This is a genomic window from uncultured Paenibacillus sp., assembly GCF_963515335.1.
In the GTDB taxonomy this organism is placed as follows: Bacteria; Bacillota; Bacilli; order Paenibacillales; family Paenibacillaceae; genus Paenibacillus_I.
The window spans coordinates 44,092-70,150 of the sequence record NZ_CAUPYC010000007.1 but is presented as its reverse complement, the minus strand read 5'-3'; the positions used below and the strand labels follow the sequence as shown (position 1 = coordinate 70,150).

At 59.9% G+C, this 26,059-nt stretch carries 27 protein-coding genes and 1 riboswitch; of the genes, 26 read left to right on the top strand and 1 reads right to left on the bottom strand.

Annotation, left to right across the window (positions count from 1 at the left end):
• Positions 1 to 119: 119 nt before the first annotated feature.
• The 7 genes from RWM61_RS04475 (at position 120) to RWM61_RS04445 (ending at position 6,237) form a co-directional block, all read left to right on the top strand.
• The gene (locus RWM61_RS04475) at positions 120 to 686 is read left to right on the top strand and encodes an NUDIX hydrolase (protein WP_313997836.1); all 567 of its coding nucleotides are present in this window, start codon (positions 120 to 122) and stop codon (positions 684 to 686) included.
• Positions 650 to 1,972 (top strand): endonuclease Q family protein, encoded by a 1,323-nt coding sequence (locus RWM61_RS04470; protein ID WP_313997834.1) that lies wholly within the window; start codon positions 650 to 652, stop codon positions 1,970 to 1,972. The genes RWM61_RS04475 and RWM61_RS04470 overlap by 37 nt, the downstream gene beginning before the upstream one ends.
• 174 nt (positions 1,973 to 2,146) lie before the next feature.
• Entirely contained in the window at positions 2,147 to 2,791 is a 645-nt protein-coding gene (gene spoIIM, locus RWM61_RS04465; protein ID WP_313997832.1) for a stage II sporulation protein M, read from the top strand.
• Between the two features lie 104 nt (positions 2,792 to 2,895).
• A complete protein-coding gene (locus RWM61_RS04460; RefSeq protein ID WP_313997962.1) occupies positions 2,896 to 3,354 on the top strand; it encodes a Fur family transcriptional regulator in 459 nt (152 codons plus the stop codon).
• 297 nt (positions 3,355 to 3,651) lie between these two features.
• Positions 3,652 to 4,599: a multicopper oxidase domain-containing protein gene (locus RWM61_RS04455; protein ID WP_313997830.1), complete on the top strand. Its 948-nt coding sequence runs from the start codon at positions 3,652 to 3,654 to the stop codon at positions 4,597 to 4,599.
• A gap of 24 nt (positions 4,600 to 4,623) precedes the next feature.
• Positions 4,624 to 5,832, top strand: a complete 1,209-nt coding sequence (locus tag RWM61_RS04450) for a ZIP family metal transporter (RefSeq protein WP_313997828.1) — start codon at positions 4,624 to 4,626, stop codon at positions 5,830 to 5,832.
• A 27-nt stretch (positions 5,833 to 5,859) separates the two neighbouring features.
• On the top strand, positions 5,860 to 6,237 hold the full coding sequence (locus RWM61_RS04445) for a plastocyanin/azurin family copper-binding protein (protein WP_313997826.1): 378 nt from the start codon (positions 5,860 to 5,862) through the stop codon (positions 6,235 to 6,237).
• Between the two features lie 56 nt (positions 6,238 to 6,293).
• On the opposite strand, the gene RWM61_RS04440 is transcribed toward RWM61_RS04445, so the two are convergent.
• Positions 6,294 to 7,418, bottom strand: a complete 1,125-nt coding sequence (locus tag RWM61_RS04440) for a S8 family serine peptidase (RefSeq protein ID WP_313997824.1) — start codon at positions 7,416 to 7,418, stop codon at positions 6,294 to 6,296.
• A 151-nt stretch (positions 7,419 to 7,569) separates the two neighbouring features.
• Here RWM61_RS04440 and ald point away from each other — a divergent pair, with 151 nt between their 5' ends.
• The 19 genes from ald (at position 7,570) to RWM61_RS04345 (ending at position 26,032) form a co-directional block, all read left to right on the top strand.
• Positions 7,570 to 8,688, top strand: coding sequence for an alanine dehydrogenase (ald, locus tag RWM61_RS04435; protein ID WP_313997822.1), 1,119 nt, complete (start codon positions 7,570 to 7,572; stop codon positions 8,686 to 8,688).
• A gap of 166 nt (positions 8,689 to 8,854) precedes the next feature.
• Entirely contained in the window at positions 8,855 to 9,085 is a 231-nt protein-coding gene (locus RWM61_RS04430) for a DUF4227 family protein (protein ID WP_313997820.1), read from the top strand.
• Positions 9,086 to 9,194: 109 nt separating this feature from the next.
• Positions 9,195 to 10,088, top strand: coding sequence for a site-specific tyrosine recombinase XerD (xerD, locus tag RWM61_RS04425; RefSeq protein ID WP_313997960.1), 894 nt, complete (start codon positions 9,195 to 9,197; stop codon positions 10,086 to 10,088).
• A 38-nt stretch (positions 10,089 to 10,126) separates the two neighbouring features.
• Positions 10,127 to 11,308 (top strand): phosphopentomutase, encoded by a 1,182-nt coding sequence (gene deoB / locus RWM61_RS04420; RefSeq protein ID WP_313997818.1) that lies wholly within the window; start codon positions 10,127 to 10,129, stop codon positions 11,306 to 11,308.
• 28 nt (positions 11,309 to 11,336) lie between these two features.
• Positions 11,337 to 12,155 (top strand): purine-nucleoside phosphorylase, encoded by an 819-nt coding sequence (locus tag RWM61_RS04415; RefSeq protein WP_399537907.1) that lies wholly within the window; start codon positions 11,337 to 11,339, stop codon positions 12,153 to 12,155.
• A gap of 122 nt (positions 12,156 to 12,277) precedes the next feature.
• Positions 12,278 to 12,454, top strand: coding sequence for an aspartyl-phosphate phosphatase Spo0E family protein (locus RWM61_RS04410; protein ID WP_313997813.1), 177 nt, complete (start codon positions 12,278 to 12,280; stop codon positions 12,452 to 12,454).
• A 15-nt stretch (positions 12,455 to 12,469) separates the two neighbouring features.
• Complete coding sequence (locus RWM61_RS04405) at positions 12,470 to 13,801, top strand: pyrimidine-nucleoside phosphorylase (RefSeq protein ID WP_313997810.1); 1,332 nt, start codon at positions 12,470 to 12,472, stop codon at positions 13,799 to 13,801.
• 771 nt (positions 13,802 to 14,572) lie between these two features.
• Positions 14,573 to 15,778: a D-alanyl-D-alanine carboxypeptidase family protein gene (locus RWM61_RS04400; protein WP_313997808.1), complete on the top strand. Its 1,206-nt coding sequence runs from the start codon at positions 14,573 to 14,575 to the stop codon at positions 15,776 to 15,778.
• Positions 15,779 to 15,920: 142 nt separating this feature from the next.
• Positions 15,921 to 16,274, top strand: coding sequence for an anti-sigma F factor antagonist (spoIIAA, locus tag RWM61_RS04395; protein ID WP_313997806.1), 354 nt, complete (start codon positions 15,921 to 15,923; stop codon positions 16,272 to 16,274).
• A complete protein-coding gene (spoIIAB, locus tag RWM61_RS04390; protein ID WP_313997804.1) occupies positions 16,271 to 16,717 on the top strand; it encodes an anti-sigma F factor in 447 nt (148 codons plus the stop codon). The genes spoIIAA and spoIIAB overlap by 4 nt, the downstream gene beginning before the upstream one ends.
• Positions 16,718 to 16,737: 20 nt before the next feature.
• Positions 16,738 to 17,493 (top strand): RNA polymerase sporulation sigma factor SigF, encoded by a 756-nt coding sequence (gene sigF, locus RWM61_RS04385; protein WP_313997802.1) that lies wholly within the window; start codon positions 16,738 to 16,740, stop codon positions 17,491 to 17,493.
• A 133-nt stretch (positions 17,494 to 17,626) separates the two neighbouring features.
• Positions 17,627 to 18,274 carry a stage V sporulation protein AA gene (locus tag RWM61_RS04380; RefSeq protein ID WP_313997800.1) on the top strand — a complete coding sequence of 216 codons (648 nt, stop codon included), beginning with the start codon at positions 17,627 to 17,629 and terminating at the stop codon, positions 18,272 to 18,274.
• On the top strand, positions 18,267 to 18,695 hold the full coding sequence (locus RWM61_RS04375) for a stage V sporulation protein AB (RefSeq protein ID WP_313997798.1): 429 nt from the start codon (positions 18,267 to 18,269) through the stop codon (positions 18,693 to 18,695). The genes RWM61_RS04380 and RWM61_RS04375 overlap by 8 nt, the downstream gene beginning before the upstream one ends.
• A 35-nt stretch (positions 18,696 to 18,730) precedes the next feature.
• Positions 18,731 to 20,341: a spore germination protein gene (locus RWM61_RS04370; RefSeq protein WP_313997796.1), complete on the top strand. Its 1,611-nt coding sequence runs from the start codon at positions 18,731 to 18,733 to the stop codon at positions 20,339 to 20,341.
• Between the two features lie 125 nt (positions 20,342 to 20,466).
• Positions 20,467 to 21,798, top strand: coding sequence for a diaminopimelate decarboxylase (lysA, locus tag RWM61_RS04365; RefSeq protein ID WP_313997794.1), 1,332 nt, complete (start codon positions 20,467 to 20,469; stop codon positions 21,796 to 21,798).
• A gap of 124 nt (positions 21,799 to 21,922) precedes the next feature.
• On the top strand, positions 21,923 to 22,354 hold the full coding sequence (locus tag RWM61_RS04360) for a peptidylprolyl isomerase (RefSeq protein WP_313997792.1): 432 nt from the start codon (positions 21,923 to 21,925) through the stop codon (positions 22,352 to 22,354).
• A gap of 254 nt (positions 22,355 to 22,608) precedes the next feature.
• Positions 22,609 to 22,807: riboswitch (FMN riboswitch) on the top strand.
• A 148-nt stretch (positions 22,808 to 22,955) separates the two neighbouring features.
• The gene (gene ribD / locus RWM61_RS04355; protein WP_313997958.1) at positions 22,956 to 24,059 is read left to right on the top strand and encodes a bifunctional diaminohydroxyphosphoribosylaminopyrimidine deaminase/5-amino-6-(5-phosphoribosylamino)uracil reductase RibD; all 1,104 of its coding nucleotides are present in this window, start codon (positions 22,956 to 22,958) and stop codon (positions 24,057 to 24,059) included.
• 53 nt (positions 24,060 to 24,112) lie between these two features.
• Complete coding sequence (gene ribE / locus RWM61_RS04350; RefSeq protein ID WP_313997790.1) at positions 24,113 to 24,781, top strand: riboflavin synthase; 669 nt, start codon at positions 24,113 to 24,115, stop codon at positions 24,779 to 24,781.
• Positions 24,782 to 24,817: 36 nt separating this feature from the next.
• The gene (locus RWM61_RS04345) at positions 24,818 to 26,032 is read left to right on the top strand and encodes a bifunctional 3,4-dihydroxy-2-butanone-4-phosphate synthase/GTP cyclohydrolase II (protein WP_313997788.1); all 1,215 of its coding nucleotides are present in this window, start codon (positions 24,818 to 24,820) and stop codon (positions 26,030 to 26,032) included.
• Positions 26,033 to 26,059: the final 27 nt, after the last annotated feature.

The following is a 26,059-nucleotide window of genomic DNA, read 5'->3' as shown; positions in this document are numbered from 1 at the left end:
CATCCCCCGTCGGATTTGATATAATGAACCATATGCGCCGGCCGGACAAGTTATCCCTGACCGGCCGGAAAATGTTTTCTACAATACGCCGAACGCCGGCCGAAGGAGCGAAACACGTAATGGAAAACAACGCACAGACAAGGCAATGGACGGAGAAAACGGTGAAAACGGAGCCGGTCTTCTCGGGACGGATGATCAGCCTGCAGGTCGATACCGTGGAGCTGCCGGGAGGCGGCACGTCGACGCGTGAAATCGTCCGGCATCCGGGGGCGTCGGCGGTCATCGCGCTGGTGGACGGCAAGCTGCTCGTCGTTGAGCAGTACCGCAAGCCGCTCGAGAAATTCCAGGTGGAAATACCGGCGGGCAAGCTGGATCCCGGAGAAGATCCGATGGACTCGGCGTACAGGGAGCTGGAGGAGGAGACCGGCTATAAAGCAGGATCGATGAAGCAGCTGCACGCGTTCTACACGTCGCCCGGCTTTGCGGACGAGAAGCTGTTCGTCTATGTGGCGGACGATCTGACGGCCGGAGAGATGGCGCTCGACAGCGACGAGTTTCTGACCGTGGAGGCGTTGACCTTCGAGGAAGCGCTGCGCTACATCAAGGAGGGACGAATCAGCGACGCGAAAACGATTATGGCGGTGCAGGCGTGGCAGCTGTACCGGTTGACCGGGCAATGGCAATGACAGGCTTGATGGAGACGGAAGCGACAGCGGCTGTCGGCAAGGCGCGGCAGTCGGAGGACCCGCGCGACCGCCAACCCGGAGCCCGCGCATACGCGGCCGAAGCCGGGGGGCTGTCAACCGTCTATGCCGACCTGCACCTGCACATCGGAAGCACGGAAGCGGGGGAGCCGGTCAAAATCAGCGCCAGCCGCAATCTCACCTTCCGCAATCTGGCTCATGAAGCGTCGGCGCGCAAAGGCATCCGGCTGCTCGGCGTCATCGACGCGCATTCGCCTGGCGTGCAGGCGGACATCGCCGGCCTTCTGGAGCGCGGCGAAATGGAGGAAGCGCCGGGCGGCGGCATCCGCTACCGCGATACGACGGTGCTGCTCGGCTCGGAGATCGAGGTGAAGGAGCCGGGCACGGGACCCGCCCATTATCTGATCTATCTGCCTGCCTTCGACGCGATGCGCTCGTTCACCGGCTGGATGAGCCGCCATATGCGCAATGTGCGGCTGAGCTCGCAGCGGATTTATGTGTCCGGGCGCGCGCTGCAGGAGGAGACGAAAAGCCGGGGCGGCCTGTTCGTCCCGGCCCATATTTTTACGCCGCATAAAAGCTTGTACGGAAGCAGCGCCGACCGCCTGTCCGATGTGCTGGATCCGGAGCTGGTCGACGCGGTGGAGCTCGGCCTTAGCGCCGACACGGCGATGGCGAGCCGGATTCCCGAGCTCGACCGCTATCCGTTTCTGACCGATTCGGACGCGCATTCGCTCGCCAAAATCGGCCGGGAATACAACGAGCTGCGGCTTGCAGAGCCTTCGTTTGCGGAATTCGCCATGGCGCTGAAAGGGCAGGCGGGCCGCCGCATTCTGACCAATTACGGCCTGAATCCGAAGCTGGGCAAATACCACCGCACCCACTGCCACAGCTGCGGGACGACGTCGGAAAGCGACGACGACGAGGAGCGCTGCCCGTTGTGCGGCAATGCGCGGCGTGTGGGAGGCGTGGCGGACCGCATCCGGCAGCTCGGCGCGATGGCCGGCCGAGCCGAGCCGAAGCTTGACCCGAAACGGCCTCCGTACGTCTATCAGGTGCCGCTCGAGTTCGTGCCGGGCATCGGCAGGAAGCTGCTGGATAAGCTGCTCGACCGGTTCGGCACCGAGATGGCGGTGCTTCACCGGGCCGCTGCGCAAGAGCTCGCCGATACGGTCGGTCCGGAAGCCGCGTCGCGGATCGTGCAGGCAAGGGAAGGGACGCTCGAGCTGCAAGCGGGGGGCGGCGGACGTTACGGCAAGGTGAAATAATCCCCAAAAAAATGACGTGATGCTCTGCAGCTTAATCCGACGACCGGGCTGTTAAGTCCGCTCGCATCGAAAGTTACCTCTGATCGTGGTCGCTCATCTTCGATTTGCATCCGGCATACCCGGCCGATCCGGTTCATAGACTGTACCAGATCGGACAAGAAGGGGGCATGTGCCATGCCGCCGTTGAAACGGCTCCACCCGGCGCAAGACCTGTTCACCCTGTACGTTTTCGTATCGGTGCTGTTCGTGGTCGGCGTCGTGTTCGGTGCGATCATGTACAATGCGCTTACGCTTGAGCAGCAACAGCAGGTGACCGGCGAGGTAGGCCGGTACGCGGATATGTTCCGAGCCGGCATTATGCCCGACCCGGCGGATACGTTTCGCGACCGGGCGCTATTTCATACGAAGTGGATCGTGCTGATCTGGCTGCTCGGCGCGACGGTCGTCGGCATGCCGTTCATTCTGGCGCTCGATTTTTTAAAGGGTGTGCTGATCGGCTTCTCCGTAGGGACTTTGATCCAGGAGCATGCCTGGCAGGGCGTGCTGTTCGCGTTCGCCGCGATCGCACCGCCGAACCTGCTCGTCATTCCGGCGCTGATCATGGCGAGCGTCGCCGGAATCGCTTTTTCGCTGCATGTCGTGAAAAAAAGGCTGCTCCAATCCGGCGGCGAGCTTGCCCACCCGCTGCTGTCCCATACGGCCGTCTGCCTGTTCATGCTGCTCGTTCTGTGGGGCGCGGCGCTGCTTGAAGGGTACCTTTCGCCGCAGCTGATCCGGCTCGCCGCGCCCGTGCTGGGAGCCGCCGCCGGCGGACTCTAGAAACTAGTAAAAGGTTTGACTTTCCGTTCATCCTGCGCCTATAATGAAAGCACAAAATGATCGATAAAGATGTACCGGCGCTGGTCGACGCGAAGGGGGACAACATGGAAGCCCGAATCGAGAAAATCAAACAGCAACTTCAATCGCAGGGCTACAAGTTGACCCCGCAGCGGGAAGCGACCGTGCGCGTTCTGCTGGAGAATGAGGAAGACCATCTCAGCGCCGAGGACGTGTTCATGCTGGTGAAGGAAAAGGCGCCGGAAATCGGCCTCGCGACCGTGTATCGGACGCTTGAATTGCTCAGCGAGCTCCACGTGGTGGAGAAGCTGAACTTCGGCGACGGCGTCGCCCGGTATGATTTGCGCACGGACAGCAACAAGCATCATCACCATCATCTGATTTGTGTGCAATGCGGCGCGATGGATGAGATTTTGGAAGATTGGCTCGGACCGCTCGAGGAGCGGCTGGAGCAGGAATACGGCTTTACGGTGATCGATCACCGGCTCGATTTCCAAGGCATCTGCAGCAGGTGCCGGGACAAAAACAATCAGGCCGGCAGCTGATCCGGTTACAGGACTCCCACACGGGCCCGTTGGACACGGCCGGCGCGGGAGTTTTTTGCGTTTTTAAAAAAAAATGTAGCATAAATTTGAGTCCCGATGTATTATATTTTCATCAGGCAAACTTTTTTTCGTCAGTACAAATTCCGGTCGGATGTTCGGGAGGTGCAGGGTTTGCAATCGGGAAATTTTTTTTGCTGCAAAAGTTGCCCTAGGTAAAAACATTTTTAGTAAACAAACTATTTGGGGACAGACAAACTTTTTTGTGGGGACAAATCACATGCAAGGGAGAGCAATGAAATGATGAACAAGAGATTATGGATCGGCGGCGCGTTGATCCTTATCGTGTTGGCCGTTGGAAGTGTAAATTTCTTTTCTGCGCTTTCGAAACCGACACGTGCCGCTTCTGATGCGGCTATGCCCGAAGCGAGACCGCTGGATCCCGCCTCATTCGACTATGGGAAGAAATCGACCGCCCCTGACGGCCGGACGGTTAAAGAATTTGAAATCGTAGCGGAAGACCGGACGATGGAAATTGCCGATGGCGTCGAGATGCCTGTCTGGAGTTTCAACGGTACGGTGCCGGGACCGACGATTCGGGTGACGGAGGGAGATTACGTAAGAATCAAGTTTACGAACAAAAGCAAATTCCCGCATACGGTCCATCTGCACGGCATCCATCCCGCGAAAGCGGACGGCACATTCGAGTCGGTCGCACCCGGCGGAACCTACGTGTATGAATTTACCGCCGAACTGCCCGGATTATACTTGTTCCATTGCCATCAAGAGCCTGTGGCCGAACATATCAACCAGGGCATGTACGGCACCTTCATCATCGATCCCAAAACTCCGCGTCCTCCCGCGAAAGAACTGACGATGGTGATGAACAGCTATGATATCGACTTTGACGGCGAGGCGAACGAGTTTTACACGGTCAACGGAAAGGCATTCGAATATATGGACAATCCGATAGAGCTGAAAGTGGGCGAGCCCGTGCGCATTTACCTGGTGAATATGACGGAAATCGATCCGCTCAATTCCTTCCACATCCACGGAAACATGTTCAAATACTACAACAACGGAACGATGCCCGAGCCCGACCAGATAACCGATAATGTCATCCTGGGGCAAGGCCAGCGCGGGATCATCGAATTCACTTACAAGTACCCCGGAAAATATTTGTTCCACGCCCATCAGAGCGAATTTTCCAGTCTGGGCTGGAAGGGAATCTTTAACGTAACCGAATAAATCCGAACAAGGGGAGGGACCGTAATGGCAAATATGGAGCTTGGCAAAAACAAACAAAAAGGGACGGGCGGTTTGGGCATCGTATTGTCCGCCCTTGTGCCGCTGGCCCTTTTGGGTATCATGGTATTTTGGCTGTTGGGCAGCGGAGGAAACCTGCTGGGCACGCCGGAAATCCCGTTCGATGAACTGTCCGCCTCTAAAATCGAATTTCAACCCAATGAAATTCAAGTCAAGGTCAGAAACACGGGACCGGATGATCTGACGATTACCAATGTGCTGGTCAATGGCGCCATCATGGACAATGTTGAGATTGATCCCGGCAGCACACTGGGAAGATTGGACACCGCAACGATTACCGTTCCTTATTGGTGGGAAGAAGCGAAGCCTTATGTGATCAGCGTATATACGGCCGATGCGTTTGTCTTTAATTTCGAGGCTCCGGCAGCGTTGCAAACGCCGACCGTATCCTGGGATTATATCAGGACCTTTATGCTGATGGGCACATTCGTCGGGATCATCCCGGTGTTTCTCGGATTCCTCTGGCTGCCGGTTCTCCGGAAGGTCGGAACGAAGTACCTGTCCGCCCTGGTGGCTTTGACCGTCGGCGTGCTGGCTTTTTTGGGCATGGATACGATCCTGGAAGGATTTGAATTGGCTGCAACCGTAGCGGGCGTGTTTCGCGGCATCACCATGCTGGTTACCGGCATCGCGTTGGGTTATTTCGGCATTATCGCGATCGAATCGATATTGAAAAAGGCGGGAGGCCGAATTGCGGGCAGCGGTCTTCTTATCTCCTACATGATCTCGCTCGGCATCGGGATTCACAATATGGGCGAGGGGCTGGCGATCGGCTCGGCTTTCATTCTCGGCGAAGCGGCGTTGGGCTCGCTGTTGATCATCGGATTTACCGTTCACAATGTAACGGAAGGCATAGCGATTCTCGCGCCGGGCGTCAACCGCAAGATCGGCTGGGGACATCTGTTGGCCATGGGCGCGATAGCTGGAGTGCCGACGATCGCGGGCGGAATGATCGGGGGATTCGCCTACTCTCCCGTATTGGCGACCCTGTTCTTCGGCATAGCGACAGGGGCGATTTTACAGGTGATTGCGGAATGCTGGGGCCTGATCCGGGGCCACGGACTGGTGAAAAAGATTCAGGCCGCGCCCAATTGGATCGGTTTGGCCGCAGGGTTCGTATTGATGTATGCCACCGCCCTCTTGGTAACGGGGTAAAATGATGGGCAGAAAGGATTAAGCGGCATGAGACGGATGCAAAGGTTCAGGCTACTGGCGATTATCGCCGCATTGTTCGTCTCCGGATGTTCGGCTTCGGCAACGGAAGCCGGCGATCCACAGACGGCAGCGCGAGCGATCAATCTGAAGGAATATGCGATCGGCGAGGGCGATATTCGCTTGACAGCATCGGAATATCCCGTGAAAATCACGATTAAAAACAAAGGAGCGATTCCGCATAATCTTGTAATTGAACAATTGGGCGTGGATTCGGGCATCCTCGCGCCGGGTGAATCCGCCGTTGTGGAAATTGATCCGAAAGCGGCAAAGGTGCTGCAAGCGAAATGCACGCTGCCGGGACACGCCGAAGCGGGAATGGTTGCGGAATTGACCGTAGGCGGATAAGCTGCCGACCATCCGGGTCTTTTTGTAAAGCTCTTGTGCTTGAGATGCCGCCAGGCTTACGTCCTGGCGGCATTTTGCAGCTGCAGCAAGCCGGCGCCCTGCGCCCGGACGGCGAAGCCGAGGCTTCCGGCGCCGCGCCGCATCGCGCGCTTCACCGCGGCGGGCCGGAGGTTGCCGCGCAAGCCGAGCAGCAATGCTGCGCCGGCCGCGGCATGGGGCGCCGCCATGCTGGTGCCCGACATGGTCCGGTAGCCGCCGCCCGGCCAGGTCGAACGGATCGCCGAGCCCGGCGCCGCAACGGCGATGCCGCGTCCGCGGCTGCTGAAGCCGGCAATCCGGTTGCCGCGGGTGCAGGCCGCGACGGCGATCGTCTCGGGATAGCCGGCCGGCGAATCCAGGCCGCCGGACGCTCTGCCCGCGTTGCCGGCCGAAGCCGCGATGGCGATGCCGCTGCGGTAGGCGCGGCGGACAGCCTCGCGCATCGCGCGGCTTTCAACTCCCGGCGGCAGGCCGAAGCTCATGTTGATCACGCGGATTCGGCGGGCTCTGCACCATTCAATGCCTTCGACGATGTCCGAGATGAAACCTAAGCCGTCGCTTCCGAGCACCTTGACGGCATAGAGGGAGACGCGCGGCGCGACGCCGGCCCGGCCACGGCGCCCGCCGCGTCCCGCCGCAATGCCGGCGACATGGGTGCCGTGGCCGTTGTCGTCCCGGAACGAGCGCCCGCCGGTCGTATTGACGCCGCCCGCAACGACCAGGTCGGGATGCGGACCGATGCCGGTGTCCATGACGGCGATCCGGACGCCCCCTCCGCGTGTTCGGGGCCACAGCACCGGGGCTTGCACGCGGGTCACGTTCCAGGGCACTCCGGCCGCAGCCGACCGCTTAACCGTTCGTCTCAAGGCGCCGTGGGTTCGAACCACGGCGTCTTTCTCGACGAACCGAACCGACGGGTGAGCCTTGATTTCGCTCCAATCGCGCCGTTTATCCGCATGGACGCACAGGAGGCCGGCGCCGCGCAACGATTTTACCGGATTCACGCCCTCCTGCTTTAGCCGGGCGAGACACCGGTCGTACTCGCTTTTATTTCGGACGGCGATCAGTCTCCTCTCGGTGTTCCTGCCGCCGCTGCCGAGCGCGCGCCGGCATAGCAGCTCACCCAATTCGCTCCTGCTCATCTGCAAGCCTCCCGTTCTACTTTCTCCCGACATATTATGAACGACGGCAGTGCCGGCGCTGGGCGGAACGGCAAGAAACAATCCGCAAGCACATATTTCGGCTATCGGTAGGGAACGATCGAAGAAGCGAATCTACAAGGAGGCCATGAAGATGAAAATCGGCGTACCGAAGGAAATCAAACCAAGCGAATACCGTGTGGCGCTGACGCCCGCGGGAGTGGCTGCGCTGAAGGCGGAGGGCCACGAGGTGCTCGTTCAGGCCGAAGCGGGCGTCGGGAGCGGCTTCGAGGACGAGGCTTACGGGCAGGAAGGCGCGCTTGTGGTCCCGGATGCGGCGGACGTCTGGAAGCAAGCGGACATGATCATGAAAGTAAAGGAGCCGCTGCCGGAGGAGTTCGGTTATTTCCGCAAAGGGCTGCTGCTGTTCACCTACCTGCATCTGGCCGCAGCTCCGGGGCTGGCCAAGGCGCTGATCGACGCGGAGGTAACGGCGGTCGCCTATGAAACGATTCAGCTGCCGAACGGGGCGCTCCCCTTGCTGACGCCGATGAGCGAGGTCGCCGGCCGGATGGCCGTGCAGATCGGCGCGCAGTTTCTGGAGGCTTTCTACGGGGGCCGCGGCATCCTGCTCGGCGGCGTGCCGGGCGTTCCGCCGGCGGAGGTGATCATTCTCGGGGGCGGCATCGTCGGTTTGAACGCGGCGCGGATGGCGCTCGGCATGGGGGCGAGCGTCGTCATTCTCGAGCGGAATGCCGAGCGGATGCGCTATATCGACGACATTTTCGGCGGCACGATCCGCACGCTCATGTCCAATTCCTACAATATCGCCAATGCCGTCCGCAAAGCCGACCTGCTGATCGGCGCGGTGCTCATCCCGGGAGCGAGAGCGCCTCATCTCGTATCGGAAGATATGGTGAAAACGATGAAAAAAGGCGCGGTCATCGTCGATGTGGCGGTCGACCAAGGCGGCACGATCGAGACGATCGACCGTGTTACGACACATAAGGATCCGGTGTACGAGAAGCACGGCGTCCTGCACTACGCGGTGGCGAACATGCCGGGAGCGGTGCCGCGCACCTCGACCCTCGCGCTTGCGAACGTTACGCTGCCCTATGCGCTCGAGCTGGCCGCGAAGGGGCTGGAAAGGGCCGTGACCGGGAACGAACCGCTGAAAAAGGGAGTCAACACGTACGCCGGCCGGTACACGCACCGTGAGGTTGCGGAAGCGGTGGGCGGAACGTTTGCGCGGATCGAGGAGCTGTTTGTTTGATTTCGCCGGCCGGTGAGAACGAGCGGACGCCTGTCGCTCCATCGAGCCTCCGCGCCGCAAACCAAGCATATCGGCGTCGTGCCCGGCATATGGTGGGGTAGGGAAGAACCTGTCCCGAAATAATCCCCATAAAATCTTTATATACGTGCCCGGGAGGAGATCGATAATGGTCGTTTCACTGCACAAGGCGGTCAGAAGACTTGTGTTTGTGGCGCTTTTGCTGCTGCTGACCGTTTCCGTGTTTTCCTTGCTTCGCGTGCTGAACGAGTGGATCCGGCTGCCGGATCCTTACGCCGTCCCGCAAGGAAACGCCGTCAAAGCGTTCGTGCTGCGGGAACGCGGCGAGAGCGGAACGTTGGCGGAACGGCTTCGCCGGTTCTATATCTATGGGGAATAGTTTATTTGCGGACATGAATTGACTACAATCGGCAGGAAATTACAGGCCGATGTGGAATGTACCTAATAGAATGGAACCGGAAAGTCGGAAGCGAAAGGGAAATGGCATGATGAAGGAACGACTGCAGCAATTCGTCCGTTTTTTATCGCAGGAGCGCGCGATGTCCCGCTCGACGGTCGAGTCGTACGAGCGCGATCTGTCGATGTTTATCGCCTATGGGGCCAGGCAGGGGCTGAAGGCGCCGGAGCAGATCGAAAAGCATCACATCGCCGCTTATTTGCTGTATTTGAAGCAAAATGGGCGCGCGGTGGCGACGATTTCCCGAAGCGTGTCTTCGATCCGGGCTTTCTTCAAGTATCTGGTGAACGAACGGGTGACGGCGAACGATCCGGCGGCCCATATGTCGGCGCCCAAGCAGGAGAAAAAGCTTCCGCACGTCATGACGAAGGGCGAGGTGGAACGTTTGCTGGCATCGCCTCCTTCCGATACGCCGGGCGGCTTGAGGGACCGGGCGATGCTGGAGCTGCTGTATGCGACGGGCATTCGCGTCAGCGAGCTCATTTCGCTCGACAGCGACCATGTGAACCCGGAGATGGGGTTTATCCGCTGCACCGGCGCAGGCGGGAAAGAGCGGATCGTTCCGATCGGCCGATTGGCGCAGGCGGCGGTGGCGTTGTATTTGTCGTCGGCGCGCGAACATTACGCGAAGCCGGGCCGCAAGGAGAGTGGACTGTTCCTGAACCATTTGGGAACCCGGATGACGCGGCAGGGCTTCTGGAAAATCATCAAAAAATACGCGCGCGAGTCCGGCATTACGAAAGAGATCACGCCGCATACCCTCCGTCACTCGTTCGCGGCCCATTTGCTTGAGAACGGCGCGGATTTGAGATCCGTGCAGGAGATGCTGGGTCATGCGGACATTTCGACGACGCAAATTTATTCCCAGGTTATGAAGCCGCGGATGAAGGACGTATACGATCGCACGCATCCGCGCGCCAAATAGGCAACGATGATCCGTACGAATATTCGGAGGTGGGGCAGATGCGCTTCAAACGCGTCGCGTTAATTGTGCTCGACAGCGTCGGCATCGGCGAAATGCCGGACGCCCCCGCGTTCGGCGACCGGGGCGCCCATACGCTGGGCCATATCGCCGAATCGGTCGAAGGGATCGATCTGCCGGAGCTGCGCCGTCTGGGGCTGGCGAATATCGCCCGGATCGGGGACTGGCACCCCGCGGAAGAGCCTGAGGCTTCTTACGGCAAAATGGCCGAAGCGTCCGTAGGCAAGGATACGATGACGGGCCATTGGGAAATTGCGGGCCTGCGCGTTACCGTGCCGTTCCGGACGTTCCCGGACGGCTTTCCGCCGGAGCTCATCGGCGCTTTTGCGGAGCGGACGGGACGCCGGGTGATCGGCAACAAGCCAGCGAGCGGCACCGAGATTCTGGACGAGCTCGGCAAGGAGCAGATGGAAACCGGGGCGTGGATCGTGTACACGTCCGCGGACAGCGTTTTTCAGATCGCGGCCCATGAAGAGATCATTCCGCTCGAGGAGCTGTACCGCGCCTGCGAAATCGCCCGCGAGCTCACCCTGAAGGAGCCTTACGCGGTCGGAAGAGTCATCGCGCGTCCTTACATAGGCGGACCCGGCGCGTTCAAACGGACGCCGAACCGCCACGATTACGCGGTCAAGCCGCCCGCGCCGACCGTTCTTAACGCGCTTTCGGACGGAGGCTTCGATGTCGTTTCCGTCGGCAAGATCAACGATATTTTCAGCGGCGAGGGCATCGGCAGGTCGTATCCGACCAAAAGCAACGAGGACGGCATACGCCGGACGATCGAGCTGATGGGCGAATCGTTCGTCGGGCTGCTGTTCACGAATCTCGTCGACTTCGATTCGCTGTACGGCCATCGGCGCGATCCGGCGGGCTACGCCAAGGCGCTGGAGCAATTCGACCGGGCGCTGCCGGAGCTGAAAGCGAGGACCGGCCCGGACGATTTATTGATCGTAACGGCCGATCACGGCAACGATCCGGTGCACGCGGGCACCGACCATACGCGGGAGTATGTGCCGCTGCTTGTTTACAACCCGCTTCTCAAGGGACGTCCGCTGGGCATTCGGCCGACGTTCGCCGATATAGCGGCCTCGCTCGCCGCCAATTTCGGCGTGGCCGCGCCGCCGAACGGCCGCAGCTTTTTGCCTGAACTGCTGATTGAACGATAAAGCAAACGGAGGAATGAATATGAATGCGATGCAAGCCTTTCACATTCGCGAGGCCGCGGATTTTATCCGGTCCCGCACATCCGGCGCCGCGCCCGGGATCGGGCTGATCATGGGCTCGGGTCTCGGCATTCTGGGCGACCATGTGACCGACGCGGTCACGATTCCCTATGAGGCTATCCCGCATTTTCCTCTCTCCACGGTCGAAGGGCATGCCGGCGAGCTGCTGATCGGCAGGCTGGCGGGCCGTCAGGTCGTGCTGATGCGCGGCCGGTTCCACATGTATGAGGGCTACGCTCCCGAATTGACCGCTTTTCCGGTGCGCGTCATGAAAGCGCTCGGAGCAGGCAAGCTTGTCGTTACCAATGCGGCCGGCGGAATCAACACGTCCTTCGAGCCGGGGGATTTGATGCTGATCAGCGACCATATCAATCTGCAAGGGCGAAACCCGCTGATCGGACCGAACGAAGCGGAGCTCGGCCCCCGTTTTCCCGACATGTCGGAGGCTTACAGCCGGCGCTTGCGCGCCGCGGCTAGGAAAACGGCGGAGGAGCAGGGCTTTGCGCTGCGCGAGGGCATATATGTCGGCGTGCTGGGCCCGTCCTACGAGACGCCGGCCGAAATCCGCATGATGCGGACGATGGGAGCGGACGCGGTAGGCATGTCGACGGTCGCCGAGGTGATCGCGGCGCGGCATTCGGGCCTCGAGGTGCTCGGCATATCGTGCATCAGCAACATGGCTTCGGGCATTTTGGACCAGCCGCTGTCGCATGATGAGGTCATCGAGACGACGGAGCGCGTCAAGTCCCGTTTCCTGGGACTCGTATTGGGCGTGATTCCGGCGCTGTAGTACCAGATCGTCCCGGGTTGTAACACAATTGTAACAATTATGCCGACCTAATCTGACATCCTTTGTGCTCCGTCCGTCGTATAATGTCCTGTGTAATCTGAAATCTGACGTGGAGTGAAGAGATGGACAAGCAGCTACTCGTACAAGTGGAGCGTTTGCGGGGCAAAATGATCGCTGCAGCGACAAAAAACAATATCCTTCATCAAGAAGTGCTGCATTTGAGCCAATCCCTCGACGAACTGATTCTGCGGGTGCAGGTAGAGAAGCGGGCGAAGGCGGCACGGCGGAAAAAATCGTAGCAGGGGGCCCCTTTTATGCGTGCGGTTGACATTATTCAGCGGAAGCGGAACGGAGAGACGCTCACCGCTTCCGAGATCGCTTTTATCGTAAACGGTTATTGCTCCGGGGCCGTGCCGGATTATCAGATGTCGGCCTGGGCGATGGCCGTTTTCTTTCAGGGGATGACAGCGGAGGAAACGGCGGAATTGACGACGGCGATGGCGAACTCCGGCGACACGCTTGATTTGTCGGCGATCGACGGCATCAAGGTCGACAAGCACAGCACCGGCGGCGTCGGCGACAAAACGACGCTGATCGTCGCCCCTTTGGTGGCGGCTGCAGGCGTGCCGGTCGCGAAGATGTCCGGCCGCGGGCTCGGACATACCGGCGGGACGGTCGACAAGCTCGAGTCGATCCCCGGCTTCCGGACGGAGCTGGCCCGCGAAGCCTTTATCCGTCAGGTGAACGAAACCGGTCTCGCGGTCGTGGGTCAGAGCGGAGACATGGCGCCTGCCGACAAAAAGCTGTACGCGCTGCGGGACGTGACGGCTACCGTTGAATCGGTGCCGCTGATCGCAAGCTCGGTCATGAGCAAGAAAATCGCGGCCGGCGCCGACGCCATCGTGCTTGACGTGAAGGCGGGCGGCGGCGCGTTCATGAAGACGGTGGAGGACGCCGAGAGACTGGCCGAGGCCATGGTTGCGATCGGCACGGAGGTCGGCAGGCAGACGGCTGCCGTCATCAGCGACATGGACCAGCCGCTCGGCTTTGCTATCGGCAACGCTCTGGAAGTGGCGGAGGCTGTCGAGACGCTTCAGGGTCGCGGACCGGAGGATCTCACATCGCTGTGCCTGACGCTGGCGTCCCATATGGTCGTGCTCGGCGGGCAGGCGAAGACGGTCGAAGAGGCGCGGGCATTGCTGGAAGCGAAGCTGTCCGGCGGAGAGGCGTTCGCCAAGTTTCGGGCGTTCGTTGCGGCCCAGGGCGGGGATGTCGGAGCGGTCGATGATCCGCGGCTGCTGCCGCAAGCCGCTGCGCTCATGGAGGTGCGCGCCGAAGCGGAGGGCTATGTCCGGCGCATCGATGCGGAGAAGCTCGGCATCGCCGCGATGCGGCTCGGGGCCGGCCGCGCGACGAAGGAAGAGGCGATCGATCACGCGGTCGGCGTCGTGCTGAGCCGCAAGATCGGCGACGCCGTGCGGTCCGGCGATGTGATCGCCATGCTGCACGCCCGGGCCGACGCCGGTGCGGCGGCCGAGGTTGCCGCCGAGGTGCGCGAGGCGTTCGAGATCGGGCCGGAGGCGCCGGCCGGGCGGTCGCTCGTGCTGTCGGTTGTGACGAAGGACGGCATCGAGCGGTTCGTATAGCGATCGTGCTAACTTGCTAACGAATCTGTGCAGGCAACGAATCTGCGAGGGGCGGAATGTACCGCCGGCGAGGGAAACCTCGCCGGCGGCTCTTTGTCGTTCCTTTGAAAGCGGCGCGCGGTTACCGTCGTACGTTGCGGCGCTGCAAGGCGCGGCGAGTCGAGCCACATGGGTCGCTATGCGTGAAAAGCTACGCCGATTATCTGAAATGCAGCACGGTTAGGGAAATCAGTTCCTTAATAGGGAAGTTATTTCGCTAAAAATCGCTGGGGAGCGAGAATAGGCAGGTTAATGAACCAAATTCTCTATTAGAGAACTTCTTTTCGCTAGTAGAGAACAAAGTTCATTATTTAAGCCTGACTGCAACAAACCGACGTTGACTAAAGAAATCCGTTTCTTATTAGTGTACTTTGTTCGCTATCGGGAGATGAAGAGGAGAAAGGTAAATGGTTGCCGGAGGAATGCGTGAGGAATGCGTGGAGGAGAAGAGTGGTGCGCGGTGCAGGAGGAATGGGTGGAATGAGGAATGATACGCGCGCCGGAGAAGGGTGGAGTATCAAGAAACCGGGGCGCAGCCTATAGACGGCCGAACCGCGAATCGATCCGGACCTTGGAGGAAGGCCTCAAACCTTCTTGCGGGGTTTCTTTTTTTCGCGCAAAGACTGGAATAATTTTCATCGTCCCCGGCGATACTGAAGGAAAGAAGCTAGCCTTGGTGCGGCCTGGACAGGCTCCGCAGCCGCCATTCTATTTTACCGGAGGGGACACGCAATGAAGAAATGGAAGCTTGCAAGCCTGCTTGCATGTACAGTCTTATTGGCCGGCACGAATCCGGCATTCGCGCTGGAGGAACCGGCCAAGCCGCAGGCGGGGCAGCAGCCCAAGCAAGGGCAAGCCGAGAACGTCGACCTCGCGCCGTCGGCGCGTTCGGCCATTCTGATGGACGCCGACAGCGGGACGATTATTTTCGAGAAAAACAGCTATGAGCGGCTGCCTCCCGCCAGCATTACGAAAATCATGACGATGCTGCTGGTCATGGAGGCGCTCGACGAAGGCAGGCTTAAGCTGACCGACAAGGTAGCGACCAGTGAATACGCCGCGTCCATGGGCGGATCGCAAATTTTCCTCGAGCCGGGAGAAGAAATGACGGTGCAGGACTTGCTCAAGGGGATCGCGCTTGCCTCCGGCAACGACGCCTCTGTCGCCCTGGCCGAGAAAATCGCGGGCACCGAGCAGGAGTTCGTGCGGATGATGAACGAGAAGGCGCAGGAGCTCGGTCTGAAAAACACCCGTTTCGCCAATGCGAACGGTCTTCCCGCCCCCGATCATTATTCCTCTGCCCGCGATATCGCGATCATGTCGAAGGAGCTGTTGAAGTATCGTGAGATCACGGCATATACCGGCCTCTATCAGGACTATCTCCGCAAGGACAGCGAGAAGCCGTTCTGGCTGGTGAACACCAATAAGCTCGTCCGGTTCTATTCCGGCGCCGACGGGCTGAAGACGGGCTATACGAGCGAAGCGAAGTTCTGCTTGTCCGCCACGGCCGTCCGCGACCAGTTCCGGATCATTGCGGTCGTGATGGGCGAGCCGAATACGAAAACGCGCAACGCCGAGGTGTCGCAGATGTTCGACTACGCGTTCGCGCAATATACGAATGTGCCGATTTTCAAAGAGGGAGACGTGATCGGAACGGTTCCTGTCGCCAAGGGGAAGGTAGCCGAGCTCAAGCTGACCGCTTCGTACCCTTACAGCGTGATGATGAAACGCGGAGCGAAAAAGACCGACATCCGCCATGAGTTCCGGCTGGACGCCCCGCTGAAGGCGCCCGTGCAGCAAGGGCAAAAGATCGGAAAGCTGATCGTTCTCCAGGAGGACAAGGTGCTCGCCGAATTCGACGTGCAATCGCCGCAGACGATCGGCAGAGCCGGCTGGTGGACGCTGTTCAAACGGACGACGGCGGAGCTTTTCACCTGATCCGAGGGGATAAGCGCCCGGCGGCCGGCAGCGCGGTTTGTGTCGGCTTCTAGCAACGTGGTTCTAGTTTTGTCGGGAGGCAGGATTGCGCCCTCGCGGCGTAGAAAACACTGTTCTATCCGAGGGGAGGAGTGAACAGAAGATGCGTTTGCAGGTGGAACTGGAGCATTACCGCAACGTGCTGATCGTCAGGCTGATCGGCGAGCTCGACCATCATACGGCCGATTCGGTTCGGCAGCAGATGGAGGAGGCGATCCTGAGGGGAGGCGCCGATCATATTATTCTCAGCCTGAAGGATTTGCTGTTTATGGACAGCTCGGGACTTGGGGTTATTCTCGGGCGATATAAGCTGCTGAAGTCGCGCGGCGGCAAAATGGTGGTTTGCGACGTCAATCCGGCCGTTTACAGGCTGTTCGAGCTGTCGGGTCTGTTCAAGATTTTGGCGATATACGATAACGAGCGCTCCGCGCTCACGAGCCTGGAGGTCGTATCATGAACGATTCGAATCAGATGTCGCTCACCTTTGCCAGCCGTTCCGAGAATGAGGCGTTTGCCCGGATCGCCGTCGCCGCCTTCGTGTCCCAGCTGGATCCGACGATGGAGGAGCTTAACGATTTGAAGACGGCGGTCTCGGAAGCGGTCACGAATGCGATCATCCACGGCTATAACGGCGATCCGAACGGAACCGTCACGATTGAATCGCGAATCGAAGGCGATACGGTGTCGATCATGGTGAAGGACGAGGGCAGCGGAATCGAGGATCTGGAGCTGGCCCGTCAGCCGCTGTATACATCCAAGCCGGATATGGAGCGCTCGGGCATGGGCTTTACGATCATGGAAAATTTCATGGACTCGTTTGAGGTGACAAGCGAGCCGGGCAAAGGGACGCAGATCGTCATGTTCAAGCGAATTGAATCCAAAAAGGCGCTTTATAACTAAGCGGGTAGGGGTTGGGCCTCATGGAAGCCGATTTGAAACAAAACTCGCAGCCGTTTTTGGATGACGCGGAAGTGAAACGATTGATCGCCCTAAGCCAATCCGGAGAGACGAGTGCGAGGGATAAGCTGGTGAACGGCAATATCCGGCTCGTATGGTCCGTCGTGCAGCGATTCATCAACCGGGGGTACGAGCCGGAGGATCTGTTCCAGATCGGCTGCATCGGCCTGCTGAAGTCGGTCGACAAATTCGACCTCTCCTACGACGTCAAGTTTTCCACTTACGCGGTGCCGATGATTATCGGCGAAATCCAGCGGTTTCTCCGCGATGACGGCACGCTCAAAGTGAGCCGGTCGCTGAAGGAGCTTGCCAACAAGGTGCGGAAGACGAAGGACGAGCTGTCGAAGGAGCTGGGCCGGCTTCCGACGGTCGGCGAGGTCGCCGAAAGCCTCGGCATCCGCCCGGAGGACGTCGTTTTCGCGCAGGAAGCGAATAAACCGCCGGCTTCGATTCACGAAACAGTGTTCGAGAACGACGGGGATCCGATCACGCTGATGGACCAGATCGCGGACGACAACCAGGAGAAGTGGTTCGACAAGCTGACGCTGAACGAAGCGATCGAAACGCTGTCGGAGCGCGAGCGGCTTATCGTTTACTTGCGGTATTACCGGGATCAGACGCAGTCCGAGGTCGCTTCCCGGCTCGGCATATCGCAGGTGCAGGTGTCCAGGCTGGAGAAAAAAATATTGCAGACGATCAAGGACCAGATTGCGCAATAGCGCGATCCGGTCCTTTTGCGCCGCTTGGATGGAACGATGGCGACCGCATCCGGCGATGCGGTCTTTTTGCATAGATTCAATTTTCGCTCCTCATACTAACCGGGAAAAAGCGCCAACAAAGGGATGATCGCGCATGAACGAACCGCATCCGGGAACGTTGTATTTAAGGCTCCGCAAACGGATTCCGCTGCCGCCCGGCGGTACCGTCAGGCTCGGCGCGGCGGCGCGGCTGCTTGCCGGGGGCGACCTTGAGCGGAGGCTTGCCGGAGTTGAAATATACCGTCACCATCCCGATGACGGCAATCGCGTCGTGATCGACATGCTGCACGTCGTCAGGGCGGTCACGGAGGTCGAGCCCGGCCTCAACGTCGAATATTTCGGCGATCCCCAGGTGCTCGTCACGGTCGATTCGAAGCCGGTGAAGGCCAACCTGGCCGTGCTCATTTTCGCATGGCTGCTGCTGTTTTTCGGCGCCGGTCTGGCCATCATGAATTTTCACGCGGATGTCAGCATGAACGAGGTGCATATCCGGATTACGGAGCTGATCACCGGCGAGAAGAAGGAGCATCCGTTCTGGTTCCAGGTACCCTATTCGATCGGGGTCGGGCTCGGCATGGTCGTGTTCTTCAACCATCTGTTCCGCAAACGATTGAATGAGGAGCCGAATCCGCTGGAGGTCGAGCTGTACCTGTACCAGGAAAATGTGAACGCCTACGTGATTGCCGACGAAATGAGAAAGCTGAAGGGAGCACACCACAAAAGGGGCGATCCGGATGCTTGAGCTGCTGGCTCATTCGGCCGTTGTGCTGGTCGGCTTGTCCGGCGGCGTGGCGGTCGGAAGCGGTCTTGTCGCCCTGCTTGTCATTCTGGACCTGATTCCCAGGCTGGCGCAGCTGGCCCGCGCTTACCGCAAATCGTTCTGGTTCGAGACGGCGATTGTCGTCGGGGCCGTATACTGGACATTTGCCGATTTTTTCGATTGGACGATGAGTTTGCCGCAGTACGTGATGCTGCCCGCGGTCGGATTGTTCGACGGCATTTTCGTCGGCATGCTGGCCGCTGCGCTCACCGAAGTAGTGAACGTTCTGCCGATTATGGCGAAACGGCTGCGCTTGTCGGAATATTTGAAAGGCCTGGTGCTGGCCATGGTGCTCGGGAAGGTAACCGGCTCGTTGTTCGACTGGCTGGTCTTCCATCGATAACGGTGTGAAACCGCACCGCATACGGAGGAAACGAGATGAACGAATGGAATGAAGAGCACGGGGAAACAACGGAGATGCCTGCCGGCGCCCCGGCCGGCCAGGACGGCAATGAACCGCAGCGCCTGACGGAAACCGAGCCTTTTATGCGCTCCCGGCTTCATGTGGAAGTTTCTCAAAAGGAAGAAGCCCGCCCGATTCCGTCCAAGCTGGAGCATTTCCGCAGCTTGCTGAAGGACGAGGTCGGCCTCGACGTCAGCTTCGACGTGGTGCTGCGCGAGATGACGTTCGGCGACCGCCGCACCGCCATGCTTTTCATGAACGGGCTATCGAATGGGTCCGTCCTTACGGAAGTGCTGAAGCGGCTGACCTACCTGAATCCGGACCAGGTTTCGGCCGATGCGCTGCACGCTTTTCTGGAGCATTTTGTCCCCGCATCCCAGGTGATGAAAGAAACGGACTTCGACGCCATGCTGGACGCCGTGCTGTCGGGTTCCACGGCTTTCTATGTCGAGCATGAGGGCGCGGCGCTGGTCATCGACGCCAAAAGCTTCCCGTCCAGGGGCCCGGACGAGCCGACGACCGAGCGCGTCGTGCGCGGCAGCCGGGACGGCTTCGTCGAAACGTTGATGGTGAACGTCTCGCTTGTGCGCAGACGGCTGCGGGACAAGGAGCTGCGGTACGAGGTGCTCAAGGTGGGGAAACGGACGCAAACCGACGTTTGCATCGCGTATATTGCCGATATCGCGGACAAGCAGCTGGTCGATTCGATCAGGGAAAAGATTAGAGCGGTGAAAACCGACGGCCTGCCGCTGGCGGACAAGCAGCTCGAGGAGGCGACCGTGAAGCGGGGCTGGAACCCGTTTCCGCTAGTCCGTTACTCCGAGCGCCCCGATGTGGTCGCGTCCCATCTGCTCAACGGGCATGTCGCAGTGATGACGGATACGACGCCGAGCGTCATGATTTTGCCGACCACGCTCTTCGATTTGATGCAGCACGCGGAAGAGAACCGGCAAACGCCTTTCATCGGAAGCTATTTGCGGCTCGTCCGCTATGCCGGAATTCTGATCTCGCTTTTCCTGCTGCCGCTATGGTTTCTCTATGTGCTGCAGCCCGATCTGCTGCCGCCGGCGCTCAGCTTCATCGGGCCGACCGATGCCGGAAGGATCCCGCTGCTGCTGCAATTTCTGCTGGTGGAGGCCGGGGTCGACCTGATGCGCATGGCCGCGGTGCACACGCCGACGCCGCTCGCGACAGCCATGTCGCTCATCGCGGCGATCCTGATCGGCGACATCGCGGTGGAGACGGGGCTGTTTATCAACGAGGTCATCCTGTATATGGCCATCGCGGCGATCGGCATGTTCGCCACGCCGAATTACGAGCTCGGATTGGCCAACCGGATCGTGCGGCTTGTGCTCATTCTGGCCGTCGCCGCCTTTAAGGTGCCGGGCTTTGTGGTCGGCTGTACGCTGCTCGTCGTGCTGCTATCCATGGAAAGGTCGTTTAACCGCCCGTATTTATGGCCGTTCATTCCGTTTAACCCGAAAGCGATGGCCGCCGTCATGATCCGGCCGCCGTTCCTTCAGCAGCGCAAGCGGCCGAGCCTGCTGAAGCCGAGGCAGCCGGACAAGCTGCCCGACCATAGGTAGACTGCGCGCAAATACAAATGATTTGCGAATTTATCCATTTCTCCTCTCCCCTCTATGAGGTATACTGAAGTACAAATGATGCAAATCCATTTGGACTTTTTCCAGGAAAGCAGAGGGGTAAATCGATGTACTTACATGGTACCAGCAAAATCAACGCCAAAGGTCATCTCGAGATCGGCGGCTGCGACGTGTCCGGTCTGGCGGCGGAATTCGGCACGCCGCTTTATATTGTGGACGAGGCGCTTGTCCGCCAGCGCGCCCGCGAATATGTGGAGGCGTTCCGCGCTTCCGGCCTGAAATTCCAGGTCGCTTACGCCAGCAAGGCGTTCAGCGTCATGGCGATGTGCGCCATCGCCGAGCAGGAGAATCTGTCGCTTGACGTCGTTTCCGACGGCGAGCTTTACACTGCGCTGAAAGCCGGCTTTCCGTCGCAGCGCATTCATTTCCACGGCAACAACAAGACGCCGGACGAAATCAACATGGCGCTCGACGCCGACATCGGCTGCTTTGTCGTGGACAACTTCGTTGAGCTGCACCTGCTGAACGCGCTCGCCGGGGACAAAGGCATAAAGGTTAACGTGCTGCTCCGGATCACCCCGGGCGTGGAGGCGCACACGCACGAATTCATTTCGACCGGCCAGACGGATTCCAAATTCGGCTTCGATCTCGGCAACGGCGCGGCGTACGAGGGCATCAAGCAGGCGATTGCGCTCGCGAACCTCAACGTGCTGGGCGTGCATTCGCATATCGGCTCGCAGATTTTCGAGGTCGAAGGCTTCCGCATGGCGGTGGACAGAGTGGCGGCGTTCGCGGTGCAAGTCCGGGACGAGCTCGGCCTGACCTTCCAGGTCATCAACCTGGGCGGCGGGTTCGGCATCCGCTATACCGAAGCAGATGCGCCGCTGCCGATCGCGACCTACGTCAAAGCGATCACCGATGCGATCATTGCCCATTTCACCGAAGCGAAGTTTCCGCTGCCCGAGATTTGGGTCGAGCCGGGCCGCAGCATGGTCGGCGATGCCGGCACCACCCTGTACACCGTCGGGACAAGCAAGGACATTCCGGGCGTGCGCAAATATGTCGCCGTTGACGGCGGCATGACGGACAATCCGCGTCCCGCGCTGTACGATTCGAAATACGAGGCGATTCTGGCCAACCGCGCCAACGATCCGAAGGAAGAGAGCGTTTCGATCGCCGGCAAGTGCTGCGAGAGCGGCGACATGCTGATCTGGGATCTGGAACTGCCGAAGGTGCGGACGGGCGACCTGCTCGCTGTGTTCTGCACGGGCGCCTACAACTACGCCATGGCAAGCAACTACAACCGGATCCGCCGTCCGGCCGTCGTATTCGTGAAGGACGGCGAAGCGTCTCTTGCCGTCAAGCGCGAGTCGCTCGACGACATCGTCGTCAACGACGTCATTCCCGCAAGGCTGCAGAAATCCGGCGCCGCAAAGTAAGCGAGTCGATAACGGGACGAAGGGGCTCAGCGCTCCTTCGTCCTTTTGCTTCGGGCGCCTTTTTGCGCTTCGGCAGGGTTTATAGTATCATGGGTAAAAACGGCAAGGAGTTGAATCGCCCTACATGGCAAAGCAAGCGAAAATCAAAATGCAGAACGGCGCGGAAATCGTAATCGATTTGTTCGAGAAGGACGCGCCCAATACGGTAGCCAATTTCGAGAAGCTGGCGAACGAGGGCTTCTATAACGGTCTGAACTACCACCGCGTCATTCCGGGCTTCGTCGCGCAGGGCGGGTGCCCGAAAGGCACCGGCACCGGCGGTCCGGGGTACACGATCAACTGTGAAATCAACCCGAACAAGCACGAGCGCGGCACGCTGGCGATGGCCCATGCCGGCCGCAATACGGGAGGCAGCCAATTTTATATTTGCTACCAGCCGCAGCCGCACCTGGACGGCCAGCATACGGTGTTCGGCAAAGTCGTCAAAGGCATGGAGCATGTAGACGCGTTCCAAGGCCGCGAAGTGATGGAGAAAGTGGAAGTCGTCGAAGTATAACGGCGTCTTCCGGACGAATAATCGCCGGATTCCCGACACTAGCGGGAATCCGGCTTTTTGACGATTGTACGCCGATGAAGGTTTCACAATCCGATCCGATATGACAAAATAGCGGAGCAGGAAGAATGAAAATCCTTGCTTTTTTCATTTTGCGGTGATACTATTCAAATCAATCGCAGCGCGGATTTGCGATAAAGCATTGACCGCGGGCGAATGAACGAAACAAGCATCGGCGGAAATTAAATAAATGGTTGTCTTTCCTTCGGGGTTGGGTGAAATTCCCTACCGGCGGTGATCGCAATGCGGCGGCGTAAAGCCGATTTCCCGCAGCGCGTCAGTCCGTGACCCGGTTTTGTCCGAAGCAGGCATCGCTTGACGGTCATGCGCGGCGGAAACGGTGGACCCGGTGCAATTCCGGGACCGACAGTATAGTCTGGATGGGAGAAGGAAACGGTCCGGCCGGCAAAATGGGCGACGCTCGCTGTCTTTGTTCTTTTTTTCACAAAGGCATGCAGGCTTGTTTCGGGTTGCCGAAGCCATCCGTTCCATATTCTCGTTCCGGCCCCCGAGGGAAGCATTCCCACGGGGGTTGTTTGCTTTGATCGAACCGATTAACGATGAGTACTATATGCGGCTTGCCGTGGAGCTTGCCTCCAAGGCGTCGGGCCAGACCGGCATCAATCCGGTAGTCGGCTGCGTCATCGTCAAGGACGGCCGGATCGTCGGGGTGGGCAGCCACCTGAAGCGGGGCACCGGCCATGCCGAGGTGCATGCGCTGAACATGGCGGGAGAAGAGGCGGAAGGGTCGACCGTGTATGTGACGCTCGAGCCTTGCAGCCATTACGGAAAAACGCCGCCCTGCGCGGACCGGATCGCGGCCGCGCGGGCCGCGCGCGTCGTCGTCGCGGCGACCGATCCGAATCCGCAGGTTTCCGGGAGAGGGATTGCGAAGCTTAGGGCGCACGGCATCGAGGTGACGTCGGGCGTGCTGGAGGCGGAATCCCGCAAGCTGAATGAGGCGTTCGAGAAATATATTACGACAGGCCTGCCGTTCGTGACCTTGAAAACCGCCTCGACGCTGGACGGCCGCATCGCGTCCAGGACGGGGGACAGCCGCTGGGTGACGGGGGAAGCGGCGCGGGCGGCCGTCCATGCGCTGAGGCACACGCATCAAGCGATCATGGTCGGCGCGGGCACGGTGCTGGCGGACGATCCGTCCTTGACGACGAGGCTGCCCGTGCCCGGCATCGATCCGGTCCGAATCGTAACGGACGCGAAGCTGCGGCTCCCGCTCACGGCCAGGCTGCTCAGCGACGGATTGGCGCCGACCATTGTGCTGACGACGGAAAGCGCCGATCCGGAACGCATCCAAGCGCTGGAAGCGGCCGGCGTCCAAGTGCTGGCGTGCGGAAGCGGCGAGCGCATCGATTTGAAGCTGGCCATGCGCCGGCTGGGCGAACGGGAAATTTCATCCGTCTTGCTCGAGGGAGGCGGACGCTTGAACGGCGCCATGCTGGAGGCGGGCCTCATCGACAAAGCCGTTCTGTTCTATGCCGCCAAGATCATCGGCGGACCGGAAGCACCCGGCCTGTTCGATTTCGGAGGCTTTGCGCGGATGGCGGACGCCGTCCGCCTCGACAGGGTGACCGTGGAAACTTACGGCGAAGACATCTGCATTGCCGGCTATCCGGTATATGGCGGCTGAAGGCGGGCGCCGGCGGCGTGCTTGGGCGGCCGCAAGGGAGGAGATGAACCGATATGTTTACGGGACTGGTAGAGGAAGTCGGCAAGCTGCGCCGTGTCGGGCGGCAGGGCGAAGCCCTGGTGCTGGACGTTGAAGCTTCGCTCGTGCTTGCCGGCGTGAAGCTTGGCGACAGCATCGCGATTAACGGCGTCTGCCTGACGGTCACGTCGTTCGACCGTCAGTCGTTCACAATGGATGTGACGCCGCAAACGTTCCGCCACTCCAATCTGAAGGATCTGAAGCCGGGCGATCCGGTCAATCTGGAGCGCGCGATGGCGGCGGGCGGGCGGTTCGGCGGCCATATCGTGCAGGGACACGCGGACGGCACCGCGGACATCGTGTCGCGCAAACGGGAGGAGAACGCCGTCCGGTTCGATTTCCGGCTGGCCGATCCGGCGTTCATGCGTTATATCGTGCCGCACGGCTCCGTTACGATCGACGGCGTCAGCCTGACGGTCGCCCGCACCGACGGCGAAACGTTCGGGGTGTCGATCATCCCGCATACGCTGCGGGAGACGGCGCTGCAGTACAAGCAGGCGGGCGCGTCGGTCAACGTCGAGTGCGATATTTTGGGCAAATATGTGGAGCACCTGCTCCGCTGCGGGCCCCGAGCGGACGCGGACGAAGCCGCCGGGCGGGGCGGATTGACCGCCGCTTTTCTCACGGATAACGGTTTTATGTGAACAATCGACATAGATAAGGACAGGGAGGGAGCACGAATGAAACCGACGGAAAATTTCGATGCGATCGAAGACGCCATCTACGATCTGATTCTCGGCAAGTCGGTCATCGTCGTGGACGACGAGGACCGGGAGAACGAGGGAGACCTGATCGCGCTTGCCGACAAGGCGACCCCCGAGGTGATCAATTTCATGATCACCGAAGCGCGCGGCCTGGTGTGCGTGCCGATCTCGCAGGAGCGAGCCGATCAGCTGGACCTGCCGCCGATGGTGAATCATAATACGGATTACCACGGCACCGCGTTCACGGTATCGGTCGACCACGTGTCGACGACGACCGGCATATCGGCGTTTGAGCGTTCGCAGACCGTGAAGGCGATGATCGATCCGAAGACGGGGCCGTCCGATTTTCGGCGCCCCGGCCATATTTTCCCGCTGATCGCCAAAAGAGGCGGCGTGCTGCGCAGGGCGGGCCACACCGAAGCGGCCGTCGATCTGGCCCGGATGTGCGGCTCCTACCCGGCGGCCGTCATTTGCGAGGTGATCAACGAGGACGGGACGATGGCCCGCCTGCCGGATCTGATGAAATTCCGCGAGAAACACGGTTTGAAGCTGATCACGATCCAGGATTTGATCCGCTACCGGAATGAAAAGGAAAAGCTCGTCGAGCGGGCGGTCGACGTCAAGATGCCGACGGACTACGGCGTGTTCCGGGCGGTGGCTTATACGAATGTGGTGGACGGCAAGGAGCATGTGGCGCTCGTGAAAGGACAGATCGACGAGAAGACGCCGACGCTGGTTCGTGTCCACTCCGAATGCCTGACCGGCGACGTGTTTCACTCGCACCGCTGCGACTGCGGGCCGCAGCTTGACGCCGCGCTGCGGCAGATCGACGAGGCCGGCAACGGCGTGCTGCTGTACATGCGCCAGGAAGGGCGCGGCATCGGCCTGATCAACAAGCTGAAGGCTTACGCCCTTCAGGAGCAGGGATTCGACACGGTTGACGCGAATATTCAATTGGGGTTCAAGCCCGACCTGCGCGATTACGGCATCGGCGCCCAGATTTTGAAGGATATCGGCGTGCGCAAGATGCGGCTGTTGACGAACAACCCGCGCAAGATCAAAGGGCTTGAAGGCTACGGCATCGAGGTTGTCGAGCGGGTGCCGCTGCAAATGCAGGAGAACGAGGATAACGCGGATTATTTGCACACCAAGCAGTCGAAGCTCGGCCATTTGCTCGATTTCAACGACTAAACCTACAAACCGATATAAAGGATGAGA

Excerpts from the sequence above, each read along its gene's own strand:
- RWM61_RS04430 (WP_313997820.1), top strand. The coding sequence starts at position 8,855 with ATGGTCGTTTCACTGCACAAGGCGGTCAGAAGACTTGTGTTTGTGGCG.
- RWM61_RS04475 (WP_313997836.1), top strand. The coding sequence starts at position 120 with ATGGAAAACAACGCACAGACAAGGCAATGGACGGAGAAAACGGTGAAA.
- RWM61_RS04450 (WP_313997828.1), top strand. The coding sequence starts at position 4,624 with ATGGCAAATATGGAGCTTGGCAAAAACAAACAAAAAGGGACGGGCGGT.
- spoIIAB (WP_313997804.1), top strand. The coding sequence starts at position 16,271 with ATGAACGATTCGAATCAGATGTCGCTCACCTTTGCCAGCCGTTCCGAG.
- RWM61_RS04455 (WP_313997830.1), top strand. The coding sequence starts at position 3,652 with ATGATGAACAAGAGATTATGGATCGGCGGCGCGTTGATCCTTATCGTG.
- RWM61_RS04410 (WP_313997813.1), top strand. The coding sequence starts at position 12,278 with ATGGACAAGCAGCTACTCGTACAAGTGGAGCGTTTGCGGGGCAAAATG.
- spoIIM (WP_313997832.1), top strand. The coding sequence starts at position 2,147 with ATGCCGCCGTTGAAACGGCTCCACCCGGCGCAAGACCTGTTCACCCTG.
- ribE (WP_313997790.1), top strand. The coding sequence starts at position 24,113 with ATGTTTACGGGACTGGTAGAGGAAGTCGGCAAGCTGCGCCGTGTCGGG.
- xerD (WP_313997960.1), top strand. The coding sequence starts at position 9,195 with ATGAAGGAACGACTGCAGCAATTCGTCCGTTTTTTATCGCAGGAGCGC.
- lysA (WP_313997794.1), top strand. The coding sequence starts at position 20,467 with ATGTACTTACATGGTACCAGCAAAATCAACGCCAAAGGTCATCTCGAG.
- RWM61_RS04375 (WP_313997798.1), top strand. The coding sequence starts at position 18,267 with ATGCTTGAGCTGCTGGCTCATTCGGCCGTTGTGCTGGTCGGCTTGTCC.
- RWM61_RS04360 (WP_313997792.1), top strand. The coding sequence starts at position 21,923 with ATGGCAAAGCAAGCGAAAATCAAAATGCAGAACGGCGCGGAAATCGTA.
- RWM61_RS04405 (WP_313997810.1), top strand. The coding sequence starts at position 12,470 with ATGCGTGCGGTTGACATTATTCAGCGGAAGCGGAACGGAGAGACGCTC.
- RWM61_RS04345 (WP_313997788.1), top strand. The coding sequence starts at position 24,818 with ATGAAACCGACGGAAAATTTCGATGCGATCGAAGACGCCATCTACGAT.
- RWM61_RS04415 (WP_399537907.1), top strand. The coding sequence starts at position 11,337 with ATGCAAGCCTTTCACATTCGCGAGGCCGCGGATTTTATCCGGTCCCGC.
- deoB (WP_313997818.1), top strand. The coding sequence starts at position 10,127 with ATGCGCTTCAAACGCGTCGCGTTAATTGTGCTCGACAGCGTCGGCATC.
- RWM61_RS04400 (WP_313997808.1), top strand. The coding sequence starts at position 14,573 with ATGAAGAAATGGAAGCTTGCAAGCCTGCTTGCATGTACAGTCTTATTG.
- spoIIAA (WP_313997806.1), top strand. The coding sequence starts at position 15,921 with ATGCGTTTGCAGGTGGAACTGGAGCATTACCGCAACGTGCTGATCGTC.
- RWM61_RS04440 (WP_313997824.1), bottom strand. The coding sequence starts at position 7,418 with ATGAGCAGGAGCGAATTGGGTGAGCTGCTATGCCGGCGCGCGCTCGGC.
- RWM61_RS04380 (WP_313997800.1), top strand. The coding sequence starts at position 17,627 with ATGAACGAACCGCATCCGGGAACGTTGTATTTAAGGCTCCGCAAACGG.
- RWM61_RS04460 (WP_313997962.1), top strand. The coding sequence starts at position 2,896 with ATGGAAGCCCGAATCGAGAAAATCAAACAGCAACTTCAATCGCAGGGC.
- ald (WP_313997822.1), top strand. The coding sequence starts at position 7,570 with ATGAAAATCGGCGTACCGAAGGAAATCAAACCAAGCGAATACCGTGTG.
- sigF (WP_313997802.1), top strand. The coding sequence starts at position 16,738 with ATGGAAGCCGATTTGAAACAAAACTCGCAGCCGTTTTTGGATGACGCG.
- RWM61_RS04370 (WP_313997796.1), top strand. The coding sequence starts at position 18,731 with ATGAACGAATGGAATGAAGAGCACGGGGAAACAACGGAGATGCCTGCC.
- RWM61_RS04445 (WP_313997826.1), top strand. The coding sequence starts at position 5,860 with ATGAGACGGATGCAAAGGTTCAGGCTACTGGCGATTATCGCCGCATTG.